Raw genomic sequence first — 24,582 nt, forward strand, 5'->3', positions numbered from 1 at the left:
CACCATTCGACGTTGGACGTTGAACGTTCGACGTTCCCCCCCTCTCTCTCCCGAACTTCTCGCTTTCACTGGGGGCGCTTTTTCTTTAGAAATGCGCTTGGAGATCGCTGTGTCATTGATGAGTATTTTTAATAGCTTGAGTGATTTATTTTGTCGCAAGCCGCGAAAGCTGGCGGCGGGGAGTTCGCGGGCGCAGCGGGGACAGTATGGCGAAGACTTGGCGGCGGACTATTGTAAGCGAACTCTGGGCTACCGTATAATCACCCGCAACTGGCGCTATAAGCGGGATGAGCTGGATATCATCTGTTGGGATTCGGGGGTGCTGGTCTTTGTGGAGGTGCGCGCACGGGCCGAGGATGCGCTGGTGGATGGCTTCCATTCAATCGACGCTCATAAGAAGCGAGTTTTGCTGCGGGGATGTAAGTCCTATATAAATCGGTTGCAAAATCCTCCGAAACACGTCCGTTTTGACGTGATTGATGTGTTGCTCCCCGATGAGGGTGAGGGACGCGTTCGCCATTATGGCAATGTGCCACTTTTTCCTAAACATTACACCTACCAAGCATGAGTCCTGAAACAGATGAAGCGAGACACCCTTTTTTGAAGGGATTAAGTAACCATCGCGGCGCGCCGCCTACGGTGGTCGTGATCTTTGGCGCCTCGGGCGATTTGACTGCGCGCAAGCTGGTGCCGGCAATCTTTAATCTGGGGGTGGATAACTTGCTGCCAGGCGAGTTTCATCTGATCGGCTTTGGCCGTAAGCCGATTGAGGACGAGGATTTCCGTGCGATGATGGATGAGGCGATCGAGGAACACTCGCGCCGTCCTTTGAATAAGGAAATTTGGGAGCGTGTGCGGCAAAACATGTCGTACCACTCCGGTGGTTATGATGATCCGGAGGTTTTCGACTCATTGGCCGAGAAAATTAACCAGATCGAGCAAGGCTTGGGGCGTGATGTGCAGCGGATGTTCTATATTTCGACACCGCCGAGCGTGTTTGAGCCGATCATTAAGAATTTGGGCAGCAGTGGCATGGCGCAAGCGCACGTGCACACTAAGTTGGCTTCGAAGGTGGTGATTGAAAAGCCCTTCGGGCGCGACTTGGACTCGGCCCGCGAGTTGAATGCGGCGATCAATCGTGTCTTTGAGGAGCCACAAGTGTACCGGATCGATCACTATTTGGGCAAAGAGACGGTGCAGGACTTGTTGGTGCAGCGCTTCAGTAACTCGATCTTTGAGCCGCTTTGGAATCGAGAATACATCGATTGTGTGCAGATTACCGTGGCGGAAAGCTTGGGAGTGGGCACGCGCGGTGGTTACTACGATACCAGTGGGGCGCTGCGGGATATGATTCAGAACCATACCATGCAACTGGTCGCGCTGACGGCGATGGAGCCGCCCGTCTCGCTGGACCCGGAGTCGATTCGCGACGAGAAGGTGAAGGTGATCAAGGCGATCCAACCTCTGAACTTGGATGAAGAGGGCGGCGATGTGGTGCGCGCTCGCTACACCAATGGTTTGGTCAAGGGCGATCCGGTGAAGGGCTACGCAGAGGAGCAGGGCATTCCAGAGGAGTCTTCGACGGAAACCTATGCGGCGATGCGCTTGGCGATCAACAATTGGCGTTGGCAAGGGGTGCCCTTTTACATCCGCTCGGGCAAGCGTATGGCGCGCCGTGCCAGTGAGATTGCGATTCAATTTAAGCGCCCCCCCGGCATTCTCTTTTCGGAGGCGGACAAGTTCAACGTAGCAGCCAATACAATGGTGATCAGCATTCAGCCGGATGAGGGCGTCACGATTGTGATGAATTCGAAAATCCCGGGCTTAGAGACGCGCACGCAACCGGTCAAAATGCACTTCCGCTACTCCACCACTTTTGGCTCGAACACACCGGAGGCCTACGAGCGCTTGATCCTGGATGCGATGGTGGGGGATAGCACCTTATTCATTCGCGGCGACGAGACGGAGGCTTCTTGGAAGTTAGTCACGCCGGTCTTGGAAGATTGGGCGGCCTGTGGTAAGCGTGGTTTGAAGGAGTATACGGCTGGCTCTTGGGGGCCGCTGGAGAGCGAACGTTTACTTTGGGAGCGTGGGCACCAGTGGCGTCGCTCGGGCTGATCGGGGCGCCTGCACTGTCTCAAATATCGAAATTGTAGTTTCTGTTTATGAAAGATTTAATCGACGTATTGCCCGGTATTGATCTGCCCGTTGGGGAGGTGACCAGCCGTCTGGACCACATGTGGGAAAGCGAGGCCACGGGCTCGCCATCGGCCTTTCGTGCGTCGCAGATGAACGTAGTCCTGCATTTTGGCTGGGGGGTGACGGCTGAGGAGGCGCATGCGCGCTTCGAAGCTTTGTTGACCTTTGCGCAGCGCTATCCGAGCCGTATCATCGTGCTGTGCCCTTCGCGGGAGATTCAGGATGCATCCATGCGCGCGAAGTTATTTAGTCAGTGCTATATCGGGGATTCGCACCGTGAGATGTGCTGCTGTGAGGCTTTGATTTTGGGCTACCAGCCAGAGAACTGTGGTTATTTGGCCAATCAGGTATCGGTGTGGCTGGAGCCGGATCTGCCTAGTTACCATTGGTTCTGTGGAGTGCCCGGTGAGCGGATCGAGGACTATTTCGACAACTTGTTGATGGGCGTGCGGCGTTCTATTTACGACAGCAGCTACGAGGGCAAGGACTTGAACCAGCTGAACTGGCCGGAGGCGGCCGGTGTGGGCGACCTCGCGATGGCACGTCTGTTGCCAGTGCGTCAAGCGATTGGGCAGTTCTTGAGTGGCTATGCGATTGAAGATCTGTGCCGCGGGCTGGAATCGGTGACTGTGCGCCATGGCGAATCGACTTGGGGCGAAGGCCAGCGCTTGATGGATTGGGTGCGTGAATGTTTGGCTGCCTGTAAAGGCAGCGAGGATTGCGCGACGGAGAGTGCACGCTACAGCATGGAAGAGTGCGGCGAGCAGGAGGCAGGCTGTTCACTCGCGCTGGAGTTCGGCTACTCAGATGAGCGCTATTTTAAATGGCGCAAATTTTGCGAAGGCTCGATGGGTGAAATTGAGGCTTTGCTGGGTCAATCGGAAGAAAAGATTTCGACTCGCGTCAAGCCATTGGCTGCGGAGCAAATGATCGCCGAAGCTTTGTTTTTCTAGCCGTGCGCCACCATGGCTGTCGCCCTCGTGCGACGATTACAGTTTGAGTTCGTCGAGCGCGGCCAGCACTTCGGCGGCTTGGTTGCTGGTGGCGGCTTTTAGGTCGCGCCAGACTAGCACGCCGTCATGAAAAATGTAAGCTTGGCGGCTGTACTTTCCTTTTCCGAAGGCTTCACAAACGTGGCCCTCCGGGTCGGCGATTAGGGTGAAGGGCAAGCTGTGCTTGGCACGAAATTCGGCTTGCAGCTCCGCTTTGTCAGTGGATACGCCGAAAATTTGCACATCACGGGTCTGCAGCTCGTCCCAGGCATCGCGTAGGCTGCAGGCTTGCTGCGTGCAGCCCATCGTCATGGCTTTGGGATAGAAGAATACCAGAGTGGTACCGCTGGAGAGGGCTTCCCCCAGTTGAATGCGTTCACCTTGATCATCGTTGGCAGTGAGCTGTGGCGCGGGGCTGCCGATTTCGAGCGGCTCGCGTGCAGAGAGGAAGCTTTGCAGTAGTGCGAAGATCATGAGGGTTGCGATGCTTGTTTTCATTAGTGTGGTCGGTCGTTCTTTCTTTCCGCCGGAGTTTGTAACGCCAGTCTACCCGATGACTTATTTACTTTCTTCAGAAAAGAAAGTGGATGTGATCGATAAATCCGCTAGTTTTTGAGTGGTGCGTTCCAGGCGGCTGGCGAGCGTTTCCATGATCTTGACTGCGATTTCGGGATGTTGTTCGACCAGAGTTTGAAGGTCGGGGCACTCGTATTTGATCACTTTGGTCTGGGTGCGCGCTTTGATGGTGCAGGTGCGCGGCGTGTGCAAAATGTCGCCGATCTCACCAAAGATGGTGCCGGGGTAGATCAGCACGTTGAGCATGATGTCGTTTTTATAGACTTCGACTGCGCCTTTTTCTAAGACGTAAAATCCGTTATCCATCTTTCCTTGTTTGATGATGACTTCTCCTGTTCTGAATTCTTCCACCTTTTGCATGCTGAAATCAGAGCGACTTGGCCGGCTCTAGGCAAGATAATGAGCTCGGATTGGCTCCGGATCGAATAGCATTGACGAGCTTTGACGCGGATTTAACACAGTAGACGGATGTCACGTGTGCTTTGTTATTACCTCTCTCTTGTTTTTGCTGTAGCGCACTTTGTCGGCTGTACGCCCAGTGGGGTCGAGATTGTCAGCGAGACTGACGAAAAACAATACCAGTTGGGGCAAGATTATAAGAGCCAAGGCCGGATGGAGGAGGCTTTGAGCGCCTTTTTGCGCGTGGTCGATGCGCGACGCGATGCACCAGAGTCGCACTTGGAAGCGGGCTACATATACTTGCGCACGATGAAGGATCCCGTGCGAGCGATCTATCACTTCGACCGCTATCTGCAATTCAAGCCGCAATCGCAGCAGGCCTCGCAGGTGCGGCAGTTGATCGAGACCGCGCAAAAGGAGTTTGCCCGTCAATTGCCAGCGCAACCTTATGAGGGAGAATTGGACCGGATCGATTTGATGGATCTGGTCAAAACTTTGAAGCAAGAGAATGATAGTTTGAAGCGCGACCTAATGGCGGCCACCGCGCGCGTGGAGCAACTTGAGAATTTGTTAGGTCAAGCGCGTCGTTCGACTCCGGTGCAGGCCAGCGGCACCGCAGGGGCTTCGAGCCCAGGGCGCACACTTGCGCCCACCAGGACTGTGACGTCGACAGTCAATGCGGGCGCCACGGCCCCGAGCCCCAGTAATGCGCCGCGCACATACACCGTGCAGTCGGGCGATACCTTGAGCGCGATCAGCAAGCGCTTTTACGGGACGCCTTCGCGCTGGATCGATATTTATCAGGCTAATCGCGATCGCCTTTCCAGTGAGAGTGCTTTGCGTGTCGGTCAAGAAGTGCGTATCCCCTAAGCGCTTCTAAGCTCTGCGGCTTGGGACTTCGTTTGACCTGTTGGCACCTGCGTATAGCGTAAAAGAATATGAAGCTGCGCTACTTTGATTACAATGCAACCACACCGCTTGCGCCTGCGGCTAGGACGGCTTGGCTGCAGGCGCAAGAGGCGCATTGGTTCAATCCGTCCAGCCCCTATCGTCAGGCTGCAGCGGTGCGGGTGCGCTACGAGGCGGCGCGCGAATCTTTGGCGGCGCTGTTAGGGCTGAAGGGCTCGGCTGAGCGTGTGGTTTTTACTTCGGGGGCAACTGAGGCGAATAATATGGTGCTGCGGCATTGGGCGCGCCAGCTGCCGAGCGATGCCCGGCTGGGCGTGAATCCGACCGAGCACCCCAGTGTGATGGAGGCGGCCACAGCCGCCTTCGGTGAGCGAGTGTGCTTGCTGGCGCTGTTGCCAGATGGGCGCGTAGATTTGGAGGCGCTGGATGCGCAACTGCAGACGGGGGGCCTGGCTGCGCTATCGGTGATGGCCGCTAATAATGAGACCGGGGTGATCCAGCCTTGGCAGGCGATCGCGCAGCTGTGTCAGCGGGCGCAAGTGCCCTACCATTGTGATGCGTCACAATGGCTGGGGAAGATGCCCTTGTCTGGTTTGGCTGACTGCAGCTATGTGAGTGGCTGTGCCCATAAGTTTGGAGGGCCCAAGGGAGTCGGCTTCTTGCTACTGCCGCAGGCGGCGCAGGATTGCAAGTTGTTGTATGGAGGTGCGCAGGAAGGCGGGCAGCGTGCGGGTACCGAGGATGTGGCCGGCGTCTTGGCAATGTTGGCTGCACTGGAGGCATCGACTCCCTGTGCGATGCCTGTGCTACGGGATGCTTTTATTGAAAAAGTTTGTAGTGGGATTCCGAATACGCGTGTCGTTGGTGTGGGTGCAGATCGCCTGTGGAACACTGTATCCTTGATTATGCCGCAGTTTCAGAGCGTGCGTTGGATACGGCTCTTAGAGAAAGAAGGCTTCTTAGTTTCGGCGGGCTCGGCTTGTGCGACGGGCAAGTCGACTGGCTCGCCCGTGTTGCGGGCGCTCGGTATCGGGGCCGCGGCTGCGGGGCGTGCTTTACGCATCAGTTCCGGGGCCGAGACCACGGCGGAGGATTGGGATGCGTTGGCAGAGGCCATCTGCCGCAGCTATGTGCGGATGCGGAGCGAGGCGAGCGCATCTAGCAGCCAAGTGATCACAATTGATTGATCACGGAGATCGGACCCCCATGCGCTTTCTAAACCTACGCCTACAGAATTTTCGTAACATCGAATTTACCGAGCTTCCATTGCTAGGAGAGCGTCATTTTCTCTTGGGGGCCAATGGGCAGGGAAAGTCGAACCTATTGGAAGCTTTGGGGCTGGCGACTGCGCTGCGCTCCTTTCGTACGCAAACCATGGCGGCTTTGCCGCGCAAGGGCTTTAAAGAATATAGCTTGGTCTATCAGTTACAACATGAGCTTGAGGGGACGATCGAGCTAGAGATCCACTCGGGCAAGGGCGGACGACGTGTTTTGATCGATGGCGAGAAGGTGACGCGTTTGGTCGAGTTCATTGGGCGCTTTCCGACGGTGACGCTGTGCTCGAGCGATCTGATGCTCCTACGTGGGGGGCCGAGTGAGCGCCGGCGCTTCATGGATCTCACACTTTCGGTAGTGAATCGTGCCTATTATACGGCCTTGCGTGACTTTCACCGTGGCATCGCAGAGCGGAACCGCTTGTTGAAAAACGGGGGCAGCGCCGCCGAGTTGTCCGCTTTTGAGGCTGAGATCGCACCGCATGCCAGTGTCATCGCCAGTTATCGTGAGCAAGGCATGGCGCAGTTGCGTGCCGTGCTGTGCCGGGTTTATGATCAGATTGCCGAGGCTGATGAAGGGCCCGAATTGGACTTTCGACCCAATGTGGATTGTCGCGATGTGGAAACTTACCGACGTCAGTTGCAGGATGGGCGCAAGCGGGATCAAATAATGGGGGCGACGCAGCGTGGGCCTCATCGGGATGATTTTCATCTCGCGCTGCATGTTGGGGGCGCGCGTGAATATGCCTCCGATGGACAGCAGCGCGGCTTGTGCGTGGCCTTACGCATCGCGCAGGCGAGTTTCTATCGCGAGCAGCTTGGGTTGGCGCCCGTATTACTCGCGGACGATGTGCTGGGGGAGCTCGATCCCGTGCGTCGCGAAGGGTTTTGGCGCGCTTGCCCGGGCGACCTACAAGTTGTCGCGACAGGCACGGAGCTGCCCTCCGAGCCCGAGCAGTGGTCGCTTGCCCGTGTTGAAGCAGGTAAGGCGCTTAAATTTTGAGCTCTTCAGTGATGCTGAGCTGTCCCTGTGGGTCGCAATTGGCGCGTAGACCGACGAAGCCAGCCTTGTGCTGGTCGTAGTAGGGCCAAAGTAAGCTGCGGTCGGACTCCGGGATGGCTAAGTCGTCAATCGCGGCGCGTTCAAAGAATTCGAAGTGCCCTTCATTGATGGCTGCGGGGAGCTCGGAAAGTTCTTTTTTGCATTCAAATAAGAACATTAACCAGTGCCCGGTGCCCTCGTAGCTCTTTTCGGAGATGTAGCCGAAGCAGTGCAGATCCTGGTCAGACAGTTGTAGGCCGATCTCTTCTTCGGTCTCGCGGCGGGCACATTCATAGGGGGACTCGCCCGCGCTCATGTCTAATTTCCCGCCAATCGGACTCCAGCAACCGAGATTGGGGGCTTTTTTGCGTTGGATGAGCAGCTGGTGTCCCAGTGCATTGTGCACAAATACAAGTGTGCTGATTTTGAAGGGAAGCGTAGTCTTCATTGGAAGAGGATTTATGAGTGACCTATTTCTGCAAGTGAATTTCTATCGATACGTCCTAATCTCAGGATGAAAATGAAGTACCTGCCCTAATAGCGTGCTTAAGCGTATGGAAAATGGTATTTATGCGCTAGGAAAGGACGGAATCCCCTAAAAAAGGGGTTGCTATGAGTGATAGCGCTACATAACAATTGAAGCTTTAAAGCCGCTCAACAGCGGTTCATTAGTCTATTCCCCGTAACATGAAGAAATATTTTTTCCCCATTTTGACTCTTCTAGCTGGTTCGTTAGCGCTTAACGCGCAAGAGGCCATAAAGGTTGATCGTGTAGATTTCAAATCTTTGCGCGATGACTGGATTCAGATGGAGATCGAGCTTTCTTGCACTGGAAATCCTGCACCAGATGCGCGCGATCGCAACTATGTGGAGGCGATTAAAGTCAAAGCATATCTGGCCTATGAGCGCGACGCTAAGGCGCGTGAGTATGATTATTACACCAGTGAGGCGGAAATTATTATCATGGAGAAGGGGGATGATAATAATGTGTATTTTTATTTGCCGGGGCTGATCGCGGAGCGGGATCAGCTGCAAACCGACCCTGACTTTTATTATGTGGAGGTATCCGTTAACGGCGAGCCTCAGAAGCCACAGACTGCTGCCATGAGCAGCAATATTCCAAATCTCGATATTCTCAATTCATTTGTGTCCAAGGCGGACTCTGAGGGCGCTGATAATGAGCATCTTTTGATGCCTATTTATCTCGTTTCAGGAATTGATTTGGGCCGGGTGAGTGATTTGCCAGCTTTCCTTCGTCGAGACGTTCGTGATTAAGCGAAGCCTTTCACTGTAATCACATCAAACCATCTGAATCGTTCCTCATAGGATTACTACATGAGCAGCTCTAAGCAACTTATCATCAATTGCGGCGCAAGCCGAGTCACCGCAGCGGTGGTTTCCTCTAGCGGGGGCGCACTTCAAGTCGAAAAATTAGTGACGGAGAGTCTGCAATATGACTACTCGAACGACGATGCCTGGTTGGATGCAGTGGGATTGGCCCTGCGTGACCTGCACGGGCAGCATAAATTTTCAGGTAAAGCTTCGTTTATCATTCCAGGCAATCAGGTGCTGACGAAGACGATACGCATCCCACACGTGGAGGCGTCGAAGCGGGCACAGATCATTGCCTTCGAAGCGCAGCAAAATATTCCTTATCCACTGCATGAAGTGGTTTGGGATAGTCAAGTCGTGGGCGACGATGGCGTGGAGACAGAGGTGCTGTTTATTGCATGTAAGTCGAACACGATTGATGAGTTCTGTAGCGAAGTGGCGCAGGCGGGCTTCATCGTGGATACGATCAATGCAGCGACGGTGCTGGACTATAATGCGTTGCAGTTTGCTTATCCTGAGATGGATGAGGATGTCTTGCTAATTAACATTGGTGCGCGTTCGACTAACTTGCTCTTTAAGAGCCCGGAAGGCTTCTTCGTTCGCAACATTCAGCTCGGCGGTAATTCGTTGACGCAAAACATCGCTGATAGCCTCGGGAAGCCTTTTGCGCAAGCGGAAGAGGTGAAGCACAAATTTTTCAGTGGCGATGTGGATTACTCCGACGATGATTCGGGGGCCAAGTTGCTCAGTTCTTGTTCGGACTCCTTCATGCGCCGCATGAGTCAGGAAATTACACGTTCGATCGTGAATTACCGTCGTCAAAAGGGTGGCGCCGCACCCAAGCGTATTTTGCTAAACGGCCGTGGTGCCCTTTTGGAGGGCTTGACAGAACAATTGGCAAGCACCCAAAAGGTGACTGTGGAGTTTTTCGATCCGCTGCAAAATGTCACTTTGGACGGCGATGTGGGCGCGGGTTCGAATTCCCTGCGTTTAGAGATTAGCGAAATCATTGGTGCGGCCGCCCAAGGCATGGTGCCAGATGGTGCCGGCGTGAACTTGTTGCCTGAAGAGGTGCAGCGCGCGATGGAGTTCTCCTCTAAGAAGCCTTATTTAATGCTGGCGGCGATTTGTTTGGCGCTAGCGCCTTGGCCTGCGTATGTGGGCTATAAGCAATTGAGTGCGGGGTACGAAAAGGCAGCCATTGCTACCCAGGCAGAAGTGGCTCCTTTGCAGAGTCGTCAGGCTGCGATACGTCAGAATGCGGAGCGCGCCGTTGAGGTGAGCGAATCGATCAGTCGTGTCGAAGGGCTGGTGAACTCGAAGAGCAATTGGATTCAATTTTTTGCGGAACTACAGGATAGCCTGACCACTGCTCAAGATGTGTGGCTGGACACGCTCAAAGTGAATCGCGGACAATCGGGCAAGAGCGGAGCTTCCTATGAAGTGGTTGTCGAAGGCCAGATGCTGGTGCGTGAAACTGCCAATGGTAGCAGTGACATCGACCAAGAAGTGCTGTCTCGTCGCATCAAGAGTTTACAGGATAGTTTCGAGAGCTCCGAGTTTATTGTTTCGTCCAAGCCGCCAAAGATTAATTGGAGCAGTATACATAGCGGACTTAACGTTTTGCCTTTCACTATTAACTTGGTCGTGGATACCGCCAAACCACTCTAGACACCATGGGTTTCTTAAAGAAAAATCTAACATTCACCATCGTTGTGGTCATTTGTCTATTGGCATTTGGCGCCGGTGCATATCTCGCGTTTGCCGAGTCGGGTAAGATCGACCAGGCCAAGCAAAAAATTACCAGTGCGGAGTCTCAGCTCAACGGCTTGCGCATGGCTGATCCAGCTCCTTCTAAGGCCAATGTTGAGGCCTCTGAGGGAAATGTGACACAGCTAGTGGCAGAGCTTGAGAAGATTCGCGAGGACCTTGAGCGCGGAGCCCGTATTGCAGCATCGACAGATGGTATTGGCGTGATGGCGGGAATTCAGCAGTTTATCGCAGAGTATCGTCGTAAGGCCGCGACGCATGTGGATGAGAATGATATTGAGAGTCCGATCGAGTTACCCGCTGACTTTGGCTTTGGTTTCGAACAATATGTGGATGATGCCAGCCCGCTGGAAGATCCTGAGAAGATTAAAGTGCTTGATATGCAGCGTCATATTTTAGGCTACTTGCTGGATCGTTTGTATGACGCCAACCCTGTGAGCATTCAATCGGTAAAGCGTGAAGTGCTGGAGCAGGCTCCCTTGGCATCGAATGCTAAGGGTAAGGATCAGGGCTTTCGGATTGAAGCACCCGTTTCGGCACGAGTGCCGGGAGCGATCGACACCTTAGGCTTTAGCCTTTCCTTTACCGGATACACTAGCTCACTTCGTTCTTTCCTTAACGACCTCGCTAAATTTGATTTGCCGATCGTCGTGCGCAGCATCGAGGTGGAGCGTCCGACCGGGCAGAAAGCGCCTGCGGCCCGCTCAAATAATGCGAATAATTTAGACGCTATTTTTGGTGCTTTCGGAGGCAATGCAGATGCTGAGCCTGAACCCGCAGAAGTGACCAAAAAGTTGGTGATCTCTGAAAATACTTCCACATTTACTGTCGTTCTCGAATACATCGAGATCGTCCTTCCGGCGGATACTGCTGAAGACAACATTTAGTTTCGATGAATAAGATTTACGATAAGCTCATACTTGCCGTCGCAGCGTTGATCCTAGCGGGTGGAGTCGCCCTCTATTTGAAACAAGCGGGGGCCACCTCTCAGGCGGCTTCGGTGAACGTTCAAACTGCTGACAACCCTTACCAGTTGGTGCCGGTGCAACCTTCCGAGTCGGCGGATGCCAATTGGCCCGAAGCTGAAGCGCAGCCTGCAGGTCCCAAGTGGATCTACGACGTATTCACGCCACCTAAGATTTATGTAGATTTGGATACGGGGGAGTTTTCCGCGGACCCACCAGTTAAGGTCGCGCCACCCGTGCCCTTTGGCATTTACCTTGCAGACCTCGAGCGCAAGCCATACCGCATCCAACTCGAAGGATATATCGAAGAGGACAGTTCCGATGCTTCTAAGACATTGCTCCTTATGTTCGATGAAGAGACACAGAAACAAGTACGTGCCCGCCCAGGTGATGAGAAAGCACAGTCTGAATTCAAACTGTTGAGCTTCGATATCGATCGTAAGCGCGATGCCGATTACAATGTAGAGGTGATCGCGAAGGCCACCATTCTCGACCAACGCACTGGAGAAGAAGTGGTGCTCACGCATGGCGAACGCCGCTTTGATTCGGGTGTGACCGTAATTATACGCTCCGAAGAGGATGCTACATATGTGCGGGAGCTAACTGAAGTTCCAACAGAGTTTGAAGGCCCCACGGGGACCTATACCTTACAACAAATTAACCTTGAAGAATCCTCCGTTACAGTGGAGAAAGATGCCGTTGAAGACGAGGAGCCTGAAGTTCGGGTCTTGTCAATACAGTCCGCATCTTCATCCACCCCCCCCACAAACACAAAACCGGCTCAAGAGCAAAGCGATGTCTTTGATCTGATGTTTTAATGCCACTGGCATTACGAGCCACTTAAGCCACTTTAACAAACAACTAGTTGTCATCTAATATTATGAAAAAATACCTCGCAGCACGCACACGCGTCTCCGCACTACTTGTGGCAGGCGCGCTAGGAACCTTTGCCTTAGCTACGCCACAGTTGGCTGAGGCGCAAAGCGCATCGGAGAAGATCAGTCTTATGGCCGATACGCTTCGTGCACGTGACTCCGGGAATCTGGAGCTAGCGAAAGAAAAGGCGGAAAGCCTAATCAAAATCGCTCCTGACGATGAAAATGTGCAGCGTTTGCTCGCTTCAATTAACCGCGAGCTCGATCGTCGCGCTTCAGCTACGGGCGCTGTTTACGGCCAGGCCGCCAATGCAACCACCGAGGCAGCCATGAGTGCTGAGGACGGTGCCGCCGGTGCCGACTCGATCGTCGCGGCCGCTGCTGCTGCGCAAGATGCCAAGATCGCTGCTGCGAAAAGCGCGATTGACGAAGCACAGCAGCTCGCTGAATTGGGCGCTTATACCGACGCTACGAATCTCTTGAATGCAGCAGGCAGCAGCCTGATGCTTAACACCGCAACTGCTAGCACCATTGAGGCTGTTGAAGCAGCCAAGGCTGAAGTCGTTCTTGAAGAGGCGAAAGCACTCGCGGAGGCAGGCGACCCTAAGGGCGCTGAAGCCTTGATTGAAGATTACCGCGCAGCCGGTGGCCATTCTAAGTCCGCTGCAAAGTTGGCTCGTCAATTGGACGATCAAATCTCCGATCCCTACAGCCTCGATATTAACGAGATCAGCCCAGAATACGTCGCGCAGGATAAAATCATTCGTGACCTAGTGGCACGTGGTCGTGCGCAGTTCTTGAATGGCGACTTGGAAGGTGCTTCAGGCACATTGAAAGAAGTCGAAGCACGCGATGCCAACAATACAGAAGCCAAGCTTTTACAAACTAAGATCGCCGAGATCGTCACTGCGATTCACAAGCAAAACCTCTACAAGACACGCAGCCAAATGCTGTCCGAGGTGGACCGCGCATGGGAGCGTCCGAAAGTATTTGATGTATCTGCGACGAATGAAACCGTCGTGGATGAAGGTGGCCGCATTCAAGATAAGTTGAATGGCATTGTGATTCCACAAGTGAACTTCTCAGGCATGGAACTCACTCGTGTGATCGAGACTCTCTCCGAACTTTCTGTGGAGTATGATGTAGAGCGCGTCGGTGTAAACATTGTGCCTCTCTTCAATCCCAACGATTCAAATCCACGTGTGAACATCAGTCTGCGTAATCTGAATCTGGACCGCATCCTGCAGTTCGTGACACAACAAGTGAACTTCGCTTACGATGTCGGTGGGGATGCTGTGACAATTCAACCTAGCGACAGTGTTGGTGGTAGTTCTACAACTGTAACTGAGTTCTTCCCCGTATCTCGTGCAACTGTTATTCGTTTGACTGGCTTCCGCGATGGTGGTGGCAGCTCTGGTCCAGTTGATCCTTTTTCGGCTCCTTCCAGCGGTGGTTCATCCGGACCCTCAGCTAATGACGAAGTGGAAGCCTTGCAAACATTCTTCCAAAGTGCGGGTGTGAACTTCGAGTTGCCGGGCGCCAGCCTCGCTTTCGATGGTGAGCAACTAATTGTGACTCAAACACGTCGTAACTTGGAGCGTATGCGCACTATCCTTCGTAACTATAACGAAGTGAAGCAGGTTGAAATTGAAGCGAAGTTCCTTGAAGTGACTCAAGGTGATCTCGAAGAGCTTGGTTTCGATTGGACTGTTTCCGATGGCTTCCAGCCTTATGTTGATAGCACTACAGGTGCCTCGGTTGTCGATTCTTTCGGCAACGTGACTGGTGAGTACTCTCGCTCTGCATCGACTGGTGGCAGAACTTTGAATGACACCTTCTCCACTGGTTCGGATTCCTCTACTATTACAATTGATAGTCCTTCCGGCAGCTTGAGCTTCTCCAATTCACCCCCAGACCTTGCGAGTGCGATTGATTTGGCTTCGGATGCTACCAGCTTGTTCACCGCATCTGGCTGGAGCATTAATGGTATGGATGTTGACTTCGCGCTGCGCGCATTGTCTCGCCAATCCGGCAGCGACCTTATGAGTGCACCTAAGGTCACCGTTCTCTCAGGTAAGCGTGCCAACATCACTGTGGCACAAGAACTCCGCTATCCTGAAAGCTATGGCGATATCGAATCGACTGCTTCATCTAGCAACAGCAGCAGCAGCAGCACTGGCAGCGGCAGTGCTGCGATCTCCATTACAGCCGGCACACCTCAAGACTTCATCACTCGTAATGTCGGTGTTGAAATGTCAGTGACTCCCAATGTTGAAAACGATGATACCATCAGCCTCATCTTGGAGCCACGTGTCACAGAGTTTGAAGGCTTTGTTGAGTATGGTGGTCCTAGTGTCGCGATCACAGGTGAGACAGTCGTGACTGTGCCTGCTGGTTTCTATCAGCCGATCTTCTCGACTCGTGAATTATCGACTGAAGTGACTGTTTATGACGGTGCAACTGTCGTGATGGGTGGTTTGACTCGTGATTCTGTCAAAACTGTCAGTGACAAGGTGCCCGTATTGGGTGACATCCCAGGCCTCGGACGCCTCTTCCGCTCGGAAGGTGAAACTCGTCAAAAGCGCAACTTGCTGATTTTCGTAACTGCAAACCTTGTGAGCCCAGGCGGCTCTCCTGCACGTCAAAATTATCGCAATGTGAATGCAAATTCTATGTTCCAGAACCCTATGATCATGACACCATCTGGTGCTGCACAGCGATCAATCGGTGCGCTGGAAGCTGAATAAGCAATCTCGCTGATTTTTAAGTATCAAGAAAGCCAGCCAATCGGCTGGCTTTCTTTTCTAACATCAGATTCATTACAAAATTATACATTTCAATCACGCCCCCCTAACTCGCGTGTAATGTGTTGCATAACCGTTTATAGCCATGTCCGCTAATAAGTCTTCTTCTCCGTTTCTGATACTTTCCGCTCTCGCGATTTTAATTGCGGGGGGAGTGTATCTCTCGGTCTCTTCGCAAAATCATAGCAGTGGGGACGGCCAAAGTGCCGCCGCTACGGTAGAGCGCCAAGATCCGCAGTCAGAACAAGAGGCGAATCCAGGCGCGCCGGCCACTGCGACACCGTCAGCTACAGCGTCTACCACCGCTCCCGCAGTGGCGCCTGTAAAGGTGCCTGCACCAATCGTAGTGCGTCAACAGCCGGAATTTGACCATTATTTTAAGCGTGTGGGCGCGCATGGACCTCTGCTTTTGTCCGAAAATACCTTTGCAGGATTTAAAGGTTCTTCGGTGGGCGATCGGTTGACGCTAGATTTTGATGTGGTTCAATTTGAAGGTACTGTGGTCGGTGTGCGGGAGCATCCGAATGCAAGTAAGTACGCTCTAAACTTAGATGATGGCAAAGGGCGTGTTATTTATAGCCAAGACGGCAACGGTCGGCAGGTGGCTCAAGTTGCCTTTAACCAAGATTCCCGAGCCTTTTGGGTTTCGCAGGCAAGTGGATTGCAAGTGAACGACGGCTTACTCGTGGAGGAGGTGACTGTCAGTGACCTTTATTGCGCGCCTCCCGGTGTCGTCTATCCATTGTCTAGCCCTGCGAATATAGATAAGTTCGGCAGCACCCGTCACGCCAATATCAGCGCGAGTTCTCGCAGCACACCTGCGCTTGCCAGCACGTCTGCGACGACTAGCACAGCTGCGCAGCCAAAGCTCAATAGTATTCCGGGCGCAGAATATGTGCTCTATTGCGACTTCGACGGTGAACTGGTCGAAGATTTCGATATCTTTTTTGATGGGGATAATGTGATGACCATTCTCGCAGCGGCACACCCGAAAGCGAACAACACCACATGGGTGACAGCTGTTTGGCAGCGCGTTGCCGAGGACTTTGCACCTTTCGATATTACCGTTACTACAGATCGTGCCGTGTATGATGCCGCGGATTCCGATAAGCGCTTGCTAGTGGTGATTACGCCGGATGATACTGCAGCACCCGGTGCGGGTGGCGTGGCGGCTGATATTGGCTACTTTCGGACAAATGATCCAGTCTGCTGGGTATTTAATTCCGATGAGTATGGCTGTGCCGCGACGATTTCCCATGAAGCAGGTCACGTATTTGGTCTATCACACGATGGTCGTACCGGAGACGATGAATATTATGGCGGGCACAATACTGATTACAGTCCTGGTTGGGCTCCGATCATGGGAGCCCCTTGGTCGGATGATGGTAGCATCCAGCTAGTTGACGAAGTTTACCAATGGAGCCGCGGCGAATATTTGAATGCCAACAATCAAGAGGATGACTTAGCTATTATCGCTTCTGAAGCCAATGGTTTTGGCTATAAGGAAGATGATTATGCGGATACATTGAGTTCGAATGTATTGCCACTGGGAACTCTCACAACACTGACAAATAACCAGATTAGCGGTTCGGGCTTGATCACGCGTAATACTGATGTGGACGTTTTTAGCTTTGTTACTGCGTCGGGTGAGTTGGATATCACCGTAGCTCCACTGGATGTTGACTCACAAGAAGGAGAGGTTGATTCCGATAAGAAAGGCGCCAACCTTGCAGTGAACACGCGTTTGCTCACCTCATGGGGCTTTGAAATTGCGACTGGGGTGAACACTGGCGAAGTGCAGCTTTCCTCCAATATCAATGTAACGGTTCCCAATGGTAAATACTATCTACTGATCGAAGGTGGTGGTCGTGGCGCTGGACCTAGCAGCGGATTCTCGGATTATGGTAGCTTGGGGCAATATACAATTTCTGGTACCATCGCTGCACCGCCCCTAGCGGTTTATGGCGGGGCGAAGCAGTTGCAAGCTGTCTTGACCGAAGATACTGAGGTTAGCGTTAGCAATGGGACTGACTTCGGTTTTACTCAGCCTAATGCGGGTGTCATTGAGCACACCTTTTATCTGACTAATAACTCGAGCTTTAATCTGACCGATTTTGAATTGTCGCTCTCAAATGGCACGGTCTTTAGCCTTACTTCAACAGTCCCAAGCCGCATCGAGGTCGGCGCGACTTATCCGCTCACCATCGCGTATGACGCCGTGAGCAATGGCTTGGATAGAGATACGGTAATTATATCTTATGAAGGTGAGCAGTCAGAGGTCTTTACTTTTGCTATTGGAGGCACTTGTACTCCCACTCAATTTGAAGACAACTATGAGAATGGAACCAATTTAGTCGGCTCAGTTGATCTGAGTGACTACGAAGACGTCTTGATTTCAGATTACCAGGGCTTGGGCTGGATGACCGATGCTTTGGATCATTATAGATTCAGTGTCGAAGCGACTGATCAGCTCATTACGATCGAAACCTTCCATGATTTCGAGGCCGGTGCGATTGAATTCGAGCTCTATCGTCTCGTGGGTAATCAGGCTATTCTGGTTGCAGTCATGTTCGGGGAAGCCGGGGCTGAGACTCTGCAGTATCGGATCTCCAGCGACGTGGAATCTTTAGATTATTTTATCTTAGTCAAGCCAGCTGAAGAAGGGCTTAGCTTAAAGAATACATATGATTTGAAGTGGAATGCGCGCGCTTTGGGAGCCACAGATGGAGACCTCTATGAGGATAATGACACTGCAACTGAAGCTTTCGATATTACACGGGCACAGTCTTCTCTGCTTTCCAATATCTTGGGCACAGCTACGCTGGATGACGAGGACTGGTATCGTCTCGATGTCGCCAGAGATCCTTTTGCGCGTTTCATTTATATTGCCGCTGACTTCGATGAGAGCATCGGCAATGTCCAAGTCGAGCTCTACAGTGAAGACTTACGCTTGTTGAGTGAAGGAGTCGATCTCGATGGACGTTCTTTGATTTCTTACTTCGAGATCATGGATATCGCGGATGTGGCTGATGAATGGACGCCAAAGAATAATACGGCCATTCAAGGCGTGCCTGAAGGCACTTATTATGTTCGCGTGACCGGTGATTATTCAGACGATAATGTTTACGACATGTATTTCGGGGTCCTGGAAGATGATACCTACGAGGCTGTTGACTACGATGATGAGGCGGACGAAGTGATTGAGAATGATCAATTCTCAAATCCCTATGATCTGGGCACCTCTATCATTGGTAAGTCTTTGTCTGAAGTCGATGGTTACGGCATGACCGCTTCCTACGCGGTCAGTGCTTCCACTGAGTCCTTTACGCACTACAACGATACCGATTTTTACAAGTTTACGATCAGCGCCAGCGGAGTGACTCAGGTGCAAGTTGCCTTTACAGGCCTAGGGGTCAGTAATGATAATTTAGTCTATCGTTTGCGTAAAACAGACGGAACCTTGATTGATAGCCTGGTTACCAATAACGAGTTCCTCGCGAATGAAACGCATGTATTGTATATCAATAGTCCCGATGAGACTGAGTATTTGATCTCGGTTGAGGCGAGCGAAGATATTGGCTTTTTGACGGCCTACGACTTTTCTGTCGATCTTGTCACTGGTAACACTATTATCGAAGGAGCTGTTGAAGATAACTACGAACAGAATGACCGTTATAGCCAGCGTTACAATATCGGCAATAATGCGGGTGCTTGGTTGAGTTCAATTGATGGCTACGGTGCCTTGTTTGATTTCGATTGGTATAGCATCAATGTGCCAGTCGGAGCCACTAAGCTTGAGGTCGTTGCTCGTGCAGACTCCACACTTGGTAATATTGATCTCTACTTGAGAACCGCCAATGGCGGTATCGTGTTGGCCGAATCGACTGATGGTGGCGATACGGAAGAAATTATTGTGGAGAATCCACTTGCGGGTGCACTCTCCGTGGTCGTATTGGGGGATTATGTGGGTAACCGCTATAACCTGTTCTGGGATGTTACCTTTGCGGAAGATCAGTATGAAGAGAATGATTCAAGATTAAGCGCATTTGATCTTCTTGGGCATGAACGTCGACTGCTGACTAAATTGGACGGCTTCGGCATTCAAAAGGATGAAGATTGGTATAAGATTGAAGCGCGCGCCGACACGGCCGAGCTACGCGTCTTGGCCAGCTTCACGCATGAGGACGGCGATATCGATATGGAGATTTTCAATGAATCGGGTGCTATTCTGGCCAGAGCCACTTCTTCAGATGATAATGAATCGCTCGTTCTTTCGAATCCTGCTGTAGGTTATTATTTCGTGCGCGTGCACTACGGTGATGCGGGCAATAAATACAACCTAACTTGGGCTGCTTTAACCGCCGATGAAGTCGCTCAGGTGAACGTGGGCGAGGATGCCTATGAAGAAAATGATTCGCTCGAAGAGGCATACGAACTGACGTCTGCGGATTCTCGTCTCAGTAATTTAGCAGGCCTGGCCAATCAGAGTGACGAGGATTGGTATGCAATCACTGTCGGTGATGCGAATTACGGTCTCTATGTTGAATGTTTGTTTTCTGACGCCGAGGGTGATATCGATCTCGAAATCTACGACGACTTCGGCACGCCCATCATCCGTCGCGATAGTGTGACCGACAATGAAATCGTAGATTTGAACTCGACTATTCCAGGGGGCGTTTACTACATCCGCGTTTATGGTCCGAATCTTGGCAATTCATACGATCTTTACTTTGTCGCTCGCACCGAGGATGCCTATGAAGAGAATGATACGCGTGGCACTGCGTATGACATTACTTCGCAGACATCGCCGTTGTCGGAGTTTGAAGTGCCGACGCAGAGTGACGATGACTGGTATAAGATCAATGTTACGGAGGCGCACCCTTACTTGTCTGTAACACTGGATTACATTGAGCTTAACGGCGCGATTAATTTCAGCATCGTGGATGCCGACGGTGAAGTGATCACCACCGCGAGCTCAACGGATGATACAGAATCCGTCTTTGTGGGCGTAGAGCCGGGCTGGAACTACATTCATGTCTTTGGTGACAATGACTATAATACCTACGACATCTCTTGGGCCATCTACGACGATGACGAATACGAAGAGAATGATGTCGACGCGGATGCTTTTGATATCACCGAAACACCGGTCATCACTGCAAAGCAATACGATGAAGATTGGTATAAGTTCGATATTACGGAGGTCGAGGCGAACTCCTTCATCACAGTTATCGCGACCTTTGTGCATGACGAAGGCAATATTGATCTGGCACTTTACAGTAGTGACGACCTGGTGAATCCAATTGAGGTTTCGGCAACTACAGCGAATAGCGATGGTGTTCGTATTGAAAATGGGCCCGGCACTTACTACGTGCAAGTCACGGGGGATAACATCAATGGTGACTATCAGTTACTCTGGACCACTGCACCGGATGACGAGTATGAGCAGAATGATTCCTTAGAGGAAGCGACTGACCTGACGAATGATGCCGGCACGGTGATCCATGCGGTTCAGTTCGATGAGGATTGGTTTGAAGTCTTGGTGCAACCAGACAACGTCAGCCTAACTGCGGATTTAGAATATGAGCAAGCGGATGGAAATTTGATCCTGACTTTATACGATGCTGCCGGTGAAGAGCTTGTAGTCGCGGATACGACAGAAGATAACGAGTTGATCGCTTATGGCGTGGACCCGTGGGCTTCGGATGCAGTCACCTATTACATTAAGGTGTCGGGCGTGAACCTCGGCACCAGCTATTCGCTCTCTTGGTTCGCCTCACCTGAGGATGGCTTCGAAGGCGAGACAGGTAATAATACCTTTGAAGATGCTTCTGATGCCTTACTTGCGACCGAAGGTCAGCGTATTTCGGAGACTATCGGCTATGGCGGTGCTTTGAATGACGATTGGTATCAGGTGCGTATTAACTCCGGCGATGAAGGCATCGTCATTGAAGCTTACTTTGAGCATACAGATGACACCAATATTGATATCGAGTTATTTGACGCGAATCAACAGTTCTTAAAACGCTCGATTGGAACCTCAAATGTTGAGCGTATCCATTATACTGGAGGAGCTGGAGACTATTATCTACGTGTCTTCGGTAAGAGCGGTGGTAAGCCTTACAATCTTGTTTGGAACAGCTACAAGGAGGATGATCTTGAAAAGGCTGCTGAGTTTGATTTCGAGGTGAAGTCGGATACGCCCGATAATGATACACCAGATTGGCCACGTCGTTTGCTGGATACCGATTATAATGCCAATTTCTACGAGGCAATGGGCGGGGGACCTCGACCCGACCTCGAGTTTTTCCTTTTGGAGGGACAGACTCAGCTGGATGAAGACTGGTATTCCGTGGAAGTGAACTCCGATGAGGACATCTTTGTTGTCGATGTGCAGTTTGAACATGCCTACGGGGACATTGATGTGGCTGTCTATAAGCGTGCAGTCACCGATATCAGCGATCCTAGCATCATTTTGGAGCCAGCATATCTGGTGAAGCAGTCTGAAGGGATGCTCGATGGGGAGCGCATCGTCCTGTTGGACTTGGATCCAGGAGACTACCTTATTTGTGTATACGGCTATGGTATTGTGAATCCTAAGGACTCTGAGGATTGGTCGGAGGGCGATTTTGATCCCTATACTCAGGACCTGCTCGATTGGGCTGATTACGACTCGATTAAAGAAGATGGGGTCGACGATTACTATGATTTAGCCGAAGAAACTGCCCGTGGTCTGGGGAATAGCTATTCCTTGCAATGGGTGAGTTCGAGTGAGGATATTTATGACCTCGAGGCACCTGTGTTAGACCCCACAGTGGAGGTCGACGAAGCTGACGCGAGCGTGAATGATACGCGAGTCAAGGCGGCCGTGCCTACTTTGATCGATGAGCAGGGGGTCGTTGATACTGCAGTGTCAGACCCTGAAGTTCGTAGAACGTATACGGCTACGAATGACAGTGGCGAACAAGTGACTGTGAGCTATCGTCCGGTTTATCGCTACAGGGATTTGGCTCAATTCGATGAGGATTGGTTCGAAATTCCAGTGGATACCGGGGGCGATCATCAGTTCTTCGCATCTATCTACTACAATAACCTGCATGGAGATCTAGACCTGTATTTGTATTCGCAAGATGGAGAGCTGATTGATTCTTCGCCCCGCGAAGATGCCTTTGTAGAGTCAGTTGAAGCGAGTGGCGAAGGCCTCACGACGTATTATCTACGTGTGGTGGGTAACAACTTAGGTGTGCCTTACACACTTGAAATGCGCGGTTACTTTGACGACGACTACGAAGATAATGAGACTCTAGCGGAGGCAGATGTGAATGCCGTTATTGAGAACTTGAACGGTGTGACTATCACTGGGCTTGTTTCGCGCGACATCGATTTGTATCGTATCTATGTGCCGGCCGATCAGGTGCACTTGGACTTTAGTGTTGATAACCCTGGCATCGCTTTCGGATTAAGTGTTTTAGATGAGAGCGGAGCCGAGTTGCCGAGTGGTTTTGAAGAGTCAGGGCGTAGCACGGCAGGCAATGATAATTCAAGCGCGGGGGTCATTGCTCCAGATGCAGGTATTTATTACTTGCAGGTCACAGCTACATCAGGACTGACCTATGGTCTAACTTGGACTTATAATAATATCGACCAATATGAATATGATGGCCCGTTTGCGATTGCCGATTACTATGAGTATTTTAACAACAATACCCCTAGTGACGCGACGGAGCTCACCCGCTTACGTTTAGAGCCACCTTATGATCCCGATGCCCCAGGGCCTTTGGACCCCATCAAGGAGCTTGCTTTCGATTATGGATTGTTGAGTAGCTTGACTTTGGGAGTTCCTGGTATGGATCCGTTTGGCCATGCGATTCAAGAAGCCGATGACTGGTATAAGATTCAAATTCCTTCTTGGTTCTTAGCGACCGCCAAGAAAGGTAATGAATCGGTAACGGTCTTGAAGCGTGATTATAATGTGAGGCTGTCGGCCGAGATTGAATTCATGCATATCGATGGGGATATTAACATCGAGATCTACGATGAGAATGACTTGGTGAATCCTATAGTGCGCTCTGAAACGACGAATGATATTGAGTCGGTCATTGCTAGCATTGATCCGCTAGATGCAGCATTGAATTACTACATTCGTGTCTATGGGGATGATCGTGCCAATGACTACAGTCTGAAGTGGGATGTGTCTAAGCAGGATGCCTATGAAGAGCTCGAAGATGAGTATCCATTAAACGATACCAACAACTTCGTTGATCTCGCATACGATTTGACCACTGCCAATGGAGTTTCCACTGAGGGCATTTGGTTGCACCAAATCGAATATCTGCTGGATGTGAACGGTGATGGCGTCATCGATAGCTTAGATGGTGGATTCACCAGTACGACGGGCTATGGCACACAAACGACTGACGACTGGTATGCTGTCGTGGTATCTGAGGGGGCGACTCAAATCTCGGTGGATGTTGAGTTCTTCTCCGATAATGATACTGGTTATGACTACAAGCCGGATGACTTGGATATCGATTTTGAGGTTTACTTCCTCGCTGGTAATGACGGAGATAAAACGACTGCTGATTTACGCAGACCAGTGCTGATCGGGCGTTCGACTACCGATACGGATGAAGATCTGTTTAGTAGCGAAGGCATTGAGGCCAAAGGGATCAGTGAGGACATCACTACCAAGATCACTGAGAATGGAGTCTTTGATGTCGAGGAGTCTGGTATCTACTTTATCCGTATTTACTATGATAATCGCAGCCACCCTTATACCTTTAAGTGGGATGATATCGGTGGTGACGATGATCCGGTTCTCGATGCCGCTATCATAGATGATTATGTCAATGGTCGTTGGAGCATCGTGATTCCGAGCCAACTACCTGGCGATGCGATCGAGAATCCTTACGATAATCTGGATGGAGATGCCTATCCAAACTGGGCGGAATACGTGCTGGGACTCGATCGCACCGTAGCTGATTTGCAGATTATTGAACACTCCGTGTTTGAAATCGATGGCGTTGAATACTACCAGTTCGCATTCTTGAGAAACGTAAATGCAATCGGTCTCGGATACGAATTCACGGTGCAGGAGAGCACGAATCTGAACTTCGGTTCCAAGCAAGCAGTTTATTACGATAAAGAAACCATTGCTGATACGGATCTGGAGCGGGTGATCTATCGCTCCACAAAGCCAATTGATGACGAGCCTCGTTGTTTCTTCCGCTTGGTCGTCAACGAGCCTGCGGAACAGTTAGAATAGTCTCCAGTTCGGTTGGTCTCATTTATTCAAAGCCTCCACTTCGCGATCCGCGAGTGGGGGCTTTTTATTATGAATATCACCGCGATCCTTTCGGATGGAAATTGCTAGGGAAAGATGCTGTGAAAATCATTTTGCAACTGGAGGGCAGAGTGCTTGTCTTTGAGCTCTCTGTATGTGTTT

Annotated in this window: 15 protein-coding genes; 12 read left to right on the top strand and 3 right to left on the bottom strand. The window is 51.5% G+C overall.

Going from position 1 to position 24,582, the window contains the following annotated elements; all coding sequences use genetic code 11:
• Positions 1 to 118 precede the first annotated feature (118 nt).
• From QEH52_RS14055 to QEH52_RS14065, 3 genes are read left to right on the top strand one after another with little or no spacing between them, the layout of a single operon-like run.
• Positions 119 to 568, top strand: coding sequence for a YraN family protein (locus tag QEH52_RS14055; protein WP_308951273.1), 450 nt, complete (start codon positions 119 to 121; stop codon positions 566 to 568).
• Entirely contained in the window at positions 565 to 2,118 is a 1,554-nt protein-coding gene (gene zwf, locus QEH52_RS14060) for a glucose-6-phosphate dehydrogenase (protein ID WP_308951274.1), read from the top strand. The genes QEH52_RS14055 and zwf overlap by 4 nt, the downstream gene beginning before the upstream one ends.
• Before the next feature lie 47 nt (positions 2,119 to 2,165).
• Positions 2,166 to 3,152 (top strand): glucose-6-phosphate dehydrogenase assembly protein OpcA, encoded by a 987-nt coding sequence (locus QEH52_RS14065; RefSeq protein WP_308951275.1) that lies wholly within the window; start codon positions 2,166 to 2,168, stop codon positions 3,150 to 3,152.
• Between the two features lie 36 nt (positions 3,153 to 3,188).
• Here QEH52_RS14065 and QEH52_RS14070 read toward each other — a convergent pair whose 3' ends face one another.
• The gene (locus tag QEH52_RS14070; RefSeq protein ID WP_308951276.1) at positions 3,189 to 3,689 is read right to left on the bottom strand and encodes a peroxiredoxin; all 501 of its coding nucleotides are present in this window, start codon (positions 3,687 to 3,689) and stop codon (positions 3,189 to 3,191) included.
• A gap of 60 nt (positions 3,690 to 3,749) precedes the next feature.
• On the bottom strand, positions 3,750 to 4,127 hold the full coding sequence (locus QEH52_RS14075; RefSeq protein WP_308951277.1) for a Crp/Fnr family transcriptional regulator: 378 nt from the start codon (positions 4,125 to 4,127) through the stop codon (positions 3,750 to 3,752).
• Positions 4,128 to 4,244: 117 nt separating this feature from the next.
• On the opposite strand from QEH52_RS14075, the gene QEH52_RS14080 reads away from it, so the two are divergent.
• From QEH52_RS14080 to recF, 3 genes are all read left to right on the top strand, one after another.
• The gene (locus QEH52_RS14080; protein ID WP_308951278.1) at positions 4,245 to 5,036 is read left to right on the top strand and encodes a Cell division protein CpoB; all 792 of its coding nucleotides are present in this window, start codon (positions 4,245 to 4,247) and stop codon (positions 5,034 to 5,036) included.
• A 68-nt stretch (positions 5,037 to 5,104) separates the two neighbouring features.
• Complete coding sequence (locus tag QEH52_RS14085) at positions 5,105 to 6,262, top strand: cysteine desulfurase family protein (RefSeq protein ID WP_308951279.1); 1,158 nt, start codon at positions 5,105 to 5,107, stop codon at positions 6,260 to 6,262.
• A gap of 19 nt (positions 6,263 to 6,281) precedes the next feature.
• Entirely contained in the window at positions 6,282 to 7,352 is a 1,071-nt protein-coding gene (recF, locus tag QEH52_RS14090; RefSeq protein WP_308951280.1) for a DNA replication/repair protein RecF, read from the top strand.
• Here recF and QEH52_RS14095 read toward each other — a convergent pair.
• Positions 7,342 to 7,839, bottom strand: a complete 498-nt coding sequence (locus tag QEH52_RS14095; RefSeq protein WP_308951282.1) for an NUDIX hydrolase — start codon at positions 7,837 to 7,839, stop codon at positions 7,342 to 7,344. The two genes, recF and QEH52_RS14095, sit on opposite strands and share 11 nt — an antisense overlap.
• A gap of 239 nt (positions 7,840 to 8,078) precedes the next feature.
• Between QEH52_RS14095 and QEH52_RS14100 the strand changes: the two genes are divergently transcribed.
• The 6 genes from QEH52_RS14100 (at position 8,079) to QEH52_RS14125 (ending at position 24,402) form a co-directional block, all read left to right on the top strand.
• Positions 8,079 to 8,666: a hypothetical protein gene (locus QEH52_RS14100; RefSeq protein ID WP_308951283.1), complete on the top strand. Its 588-nt coding sequence runs from the start codon at positions 8,079 to 8,081 to the stop codon at positions 8,664 to 8,666.
• Between the two features lie 60 nt (positions 8,667 to 8,726).
• Positions 8,727 to 10,394 carry a pilus assembly protein PilM gene (gene pilM, locus QEH52_RS14105; RefSeq protein ID WP_308951284.1) on the top strand — a complete coding sequence of 556 codons (1,668 nt, stop codon included), beginning with the start codon at positions 8,727 to 8,729 and terminating at the stop codon, positions 10,392 to 10,394.
• Positions 10,395 to 10,399: 5 nt separating this feature from the next.
• On the top strand, positions 10,400 to 11,380 hold the full coding sequence (locus QEH52_RS14110; protein WP_308951285.1) for an Amuc_1100 family pilus-like protein: 981 nt from the start codon (positions 10,400 to 10,402) through the stop codon (positions 11,378 to 11,380).
• 5 nt (positions 11,381 to 11,385) lie between these two features.
• On the top strand, positions 11,386 to 12,276 hold the full coding sequence (locus QEH52_RS14115) for a hypothetical protein (RefSeq protein ID WP_308951286.1): 891 nt from the start codon (positions 11,386 to 11,388) through the stop codon (positions 12,274 to 12,276).
• A gap of 62 nt (positions 12,277 to 12,338) precedes the next feature.
• Positions 12,339 to 15,080, top strand: a complete 2,742-nt coding sequence (locus tag QEH52_RS14120) for a type II secretion system protein GspD (protein WP_308951288.1) — start codon at positions 12,339 to 12,341, stop codon at positions 15,078 to 15,080.
• Between the two features lie 142 nt (positions 15,081 to 15,222).
• Complete coding sequence (locus QEH52_RS14125; RefSeq protein ID WP_308951289.1) at positions 15,223 to 24,402, top strand: hypothetical protein; 9,180 nt, start codon at positions 15,223 to 15,225, stop codon at positions 24,400 to 24,402.
• The last annotated feature ends 180 nt before the right edge of the window (positions 24,403 to 24,582 follow it).

It is taken from the genome of Thalassobacterium maritimum, assembly GCF_031127805.1.
Lineage (GTDB): Bacteria > Verrucomicrobiota > Verrucomicrobiia > Opitutales > Coraliomargaritaceae > Thalassobacterium > Thalassobacterium maritimum.

What these genes read in the sequence shown, in the direction of transcription:
- QEH52_RS14055 (WP_308951273.1), top strand. Translation starts at nt 119, where the DNA reads ATGAGTATTTTTAATAGCTTGAGTGATTTATTTTGTCGCAAGCCGCGA.
- zwf (WP_308951274.1), top strand. Translation starts at nt 565, where the DNA reads ATGAGTCCTGAAACAGATGAAGCGAGACACCCTTTTTTGAAGGGATTA.
- QEH52_RS14065 (WP_308951275.1), top strand. Translation starts at nt 2,166, where the DNA reads ATGAAAGATTTAATCGACGTATTGCCCGGTATTGATCTGCCCGTTGGG.
- QEH52_RS14070 (WP_308951276.1), bottom strand. Translation starts at nt 3,689, where the DNA reads ATGAAAACAAGCATCGCAACCCTCATGATCTTCGCACTACTGCAAAGC.
- QEH52_RS14075 (WP_308951277.1), bottom strand. Translation starts at nt 4,127, where the DNA reads ATGCAAAAGGTGGAAGAATTCAGAACAGGAGAAGTCATCATCAAACAA.
- QEH52_RS14085 (WP_308951279.1), top strand. Translation starts at nt 5,105, where the DNA reads ATGAAGCTGCGCTACTTTGATTACAATGCAACCACACCGCTTGCGCCT.
- recF (WP_308951280.1), top strand. Translation starts at nt 6,282, where the DNA reads ATGCGCTTTCTAAACCTACGCCTACAGAATTTTCGTAACATCGAATTT.
- QEH52_RS14095 (WP_308951282.1), bottom strand. Translation starts at nt 7,839, where the DNA reads ATGAAGACTACGCTTCCCTTCAAAATCAGCACACTTGTATTTGTGCAC.
- QEH52_RS14100 (WP_308951283.1), top strand. Translation starts at nt 8,079, where the DNA reads ATGAAGAAATATTTTTTCCCCATTTTGACTCTTCTAGCTGGTTCGTTA.
- pilM (WP_308951284.1), top strand. Translation starts at nt 8,727, where the DNA reads ATGAGCAGCTCTAAGCAACTTATCATCAATTGCGGCGCAAGCCGAGTC.
- QEH52_RS14110 (WP_308951285.1), top strand. Translation starts at nt 10,400, where the DNA reads ATGGGTTTCTTAAAGAAAAATCTAACATTCACCATCGTTGTGGTCATT.
- QEH52_RS14115 (WP_308951286.1), top strand. Translation starts at nt 11,386, where the DNA reads ATGAATAAGATTTACGATAAGCTCATACTTGCCGTCGCAGCGTTGATC.
- QEH52_RS14120 (WP_308951288.1), top strand. Translation starts at nt 12,339, where the DNA reads ATGAAAAAATACCTCGCAGCACGCACACGCGTCTCCGCACTACTTGTG.
- QEH52_RS14125 (WP_308951289.1), top strand. Translation starts at nt 15,223, where the DNA reads ATGTCCGCTAATAAGTCTTCTTCTCCGTTTCTGATACTTTCCGCTCTC.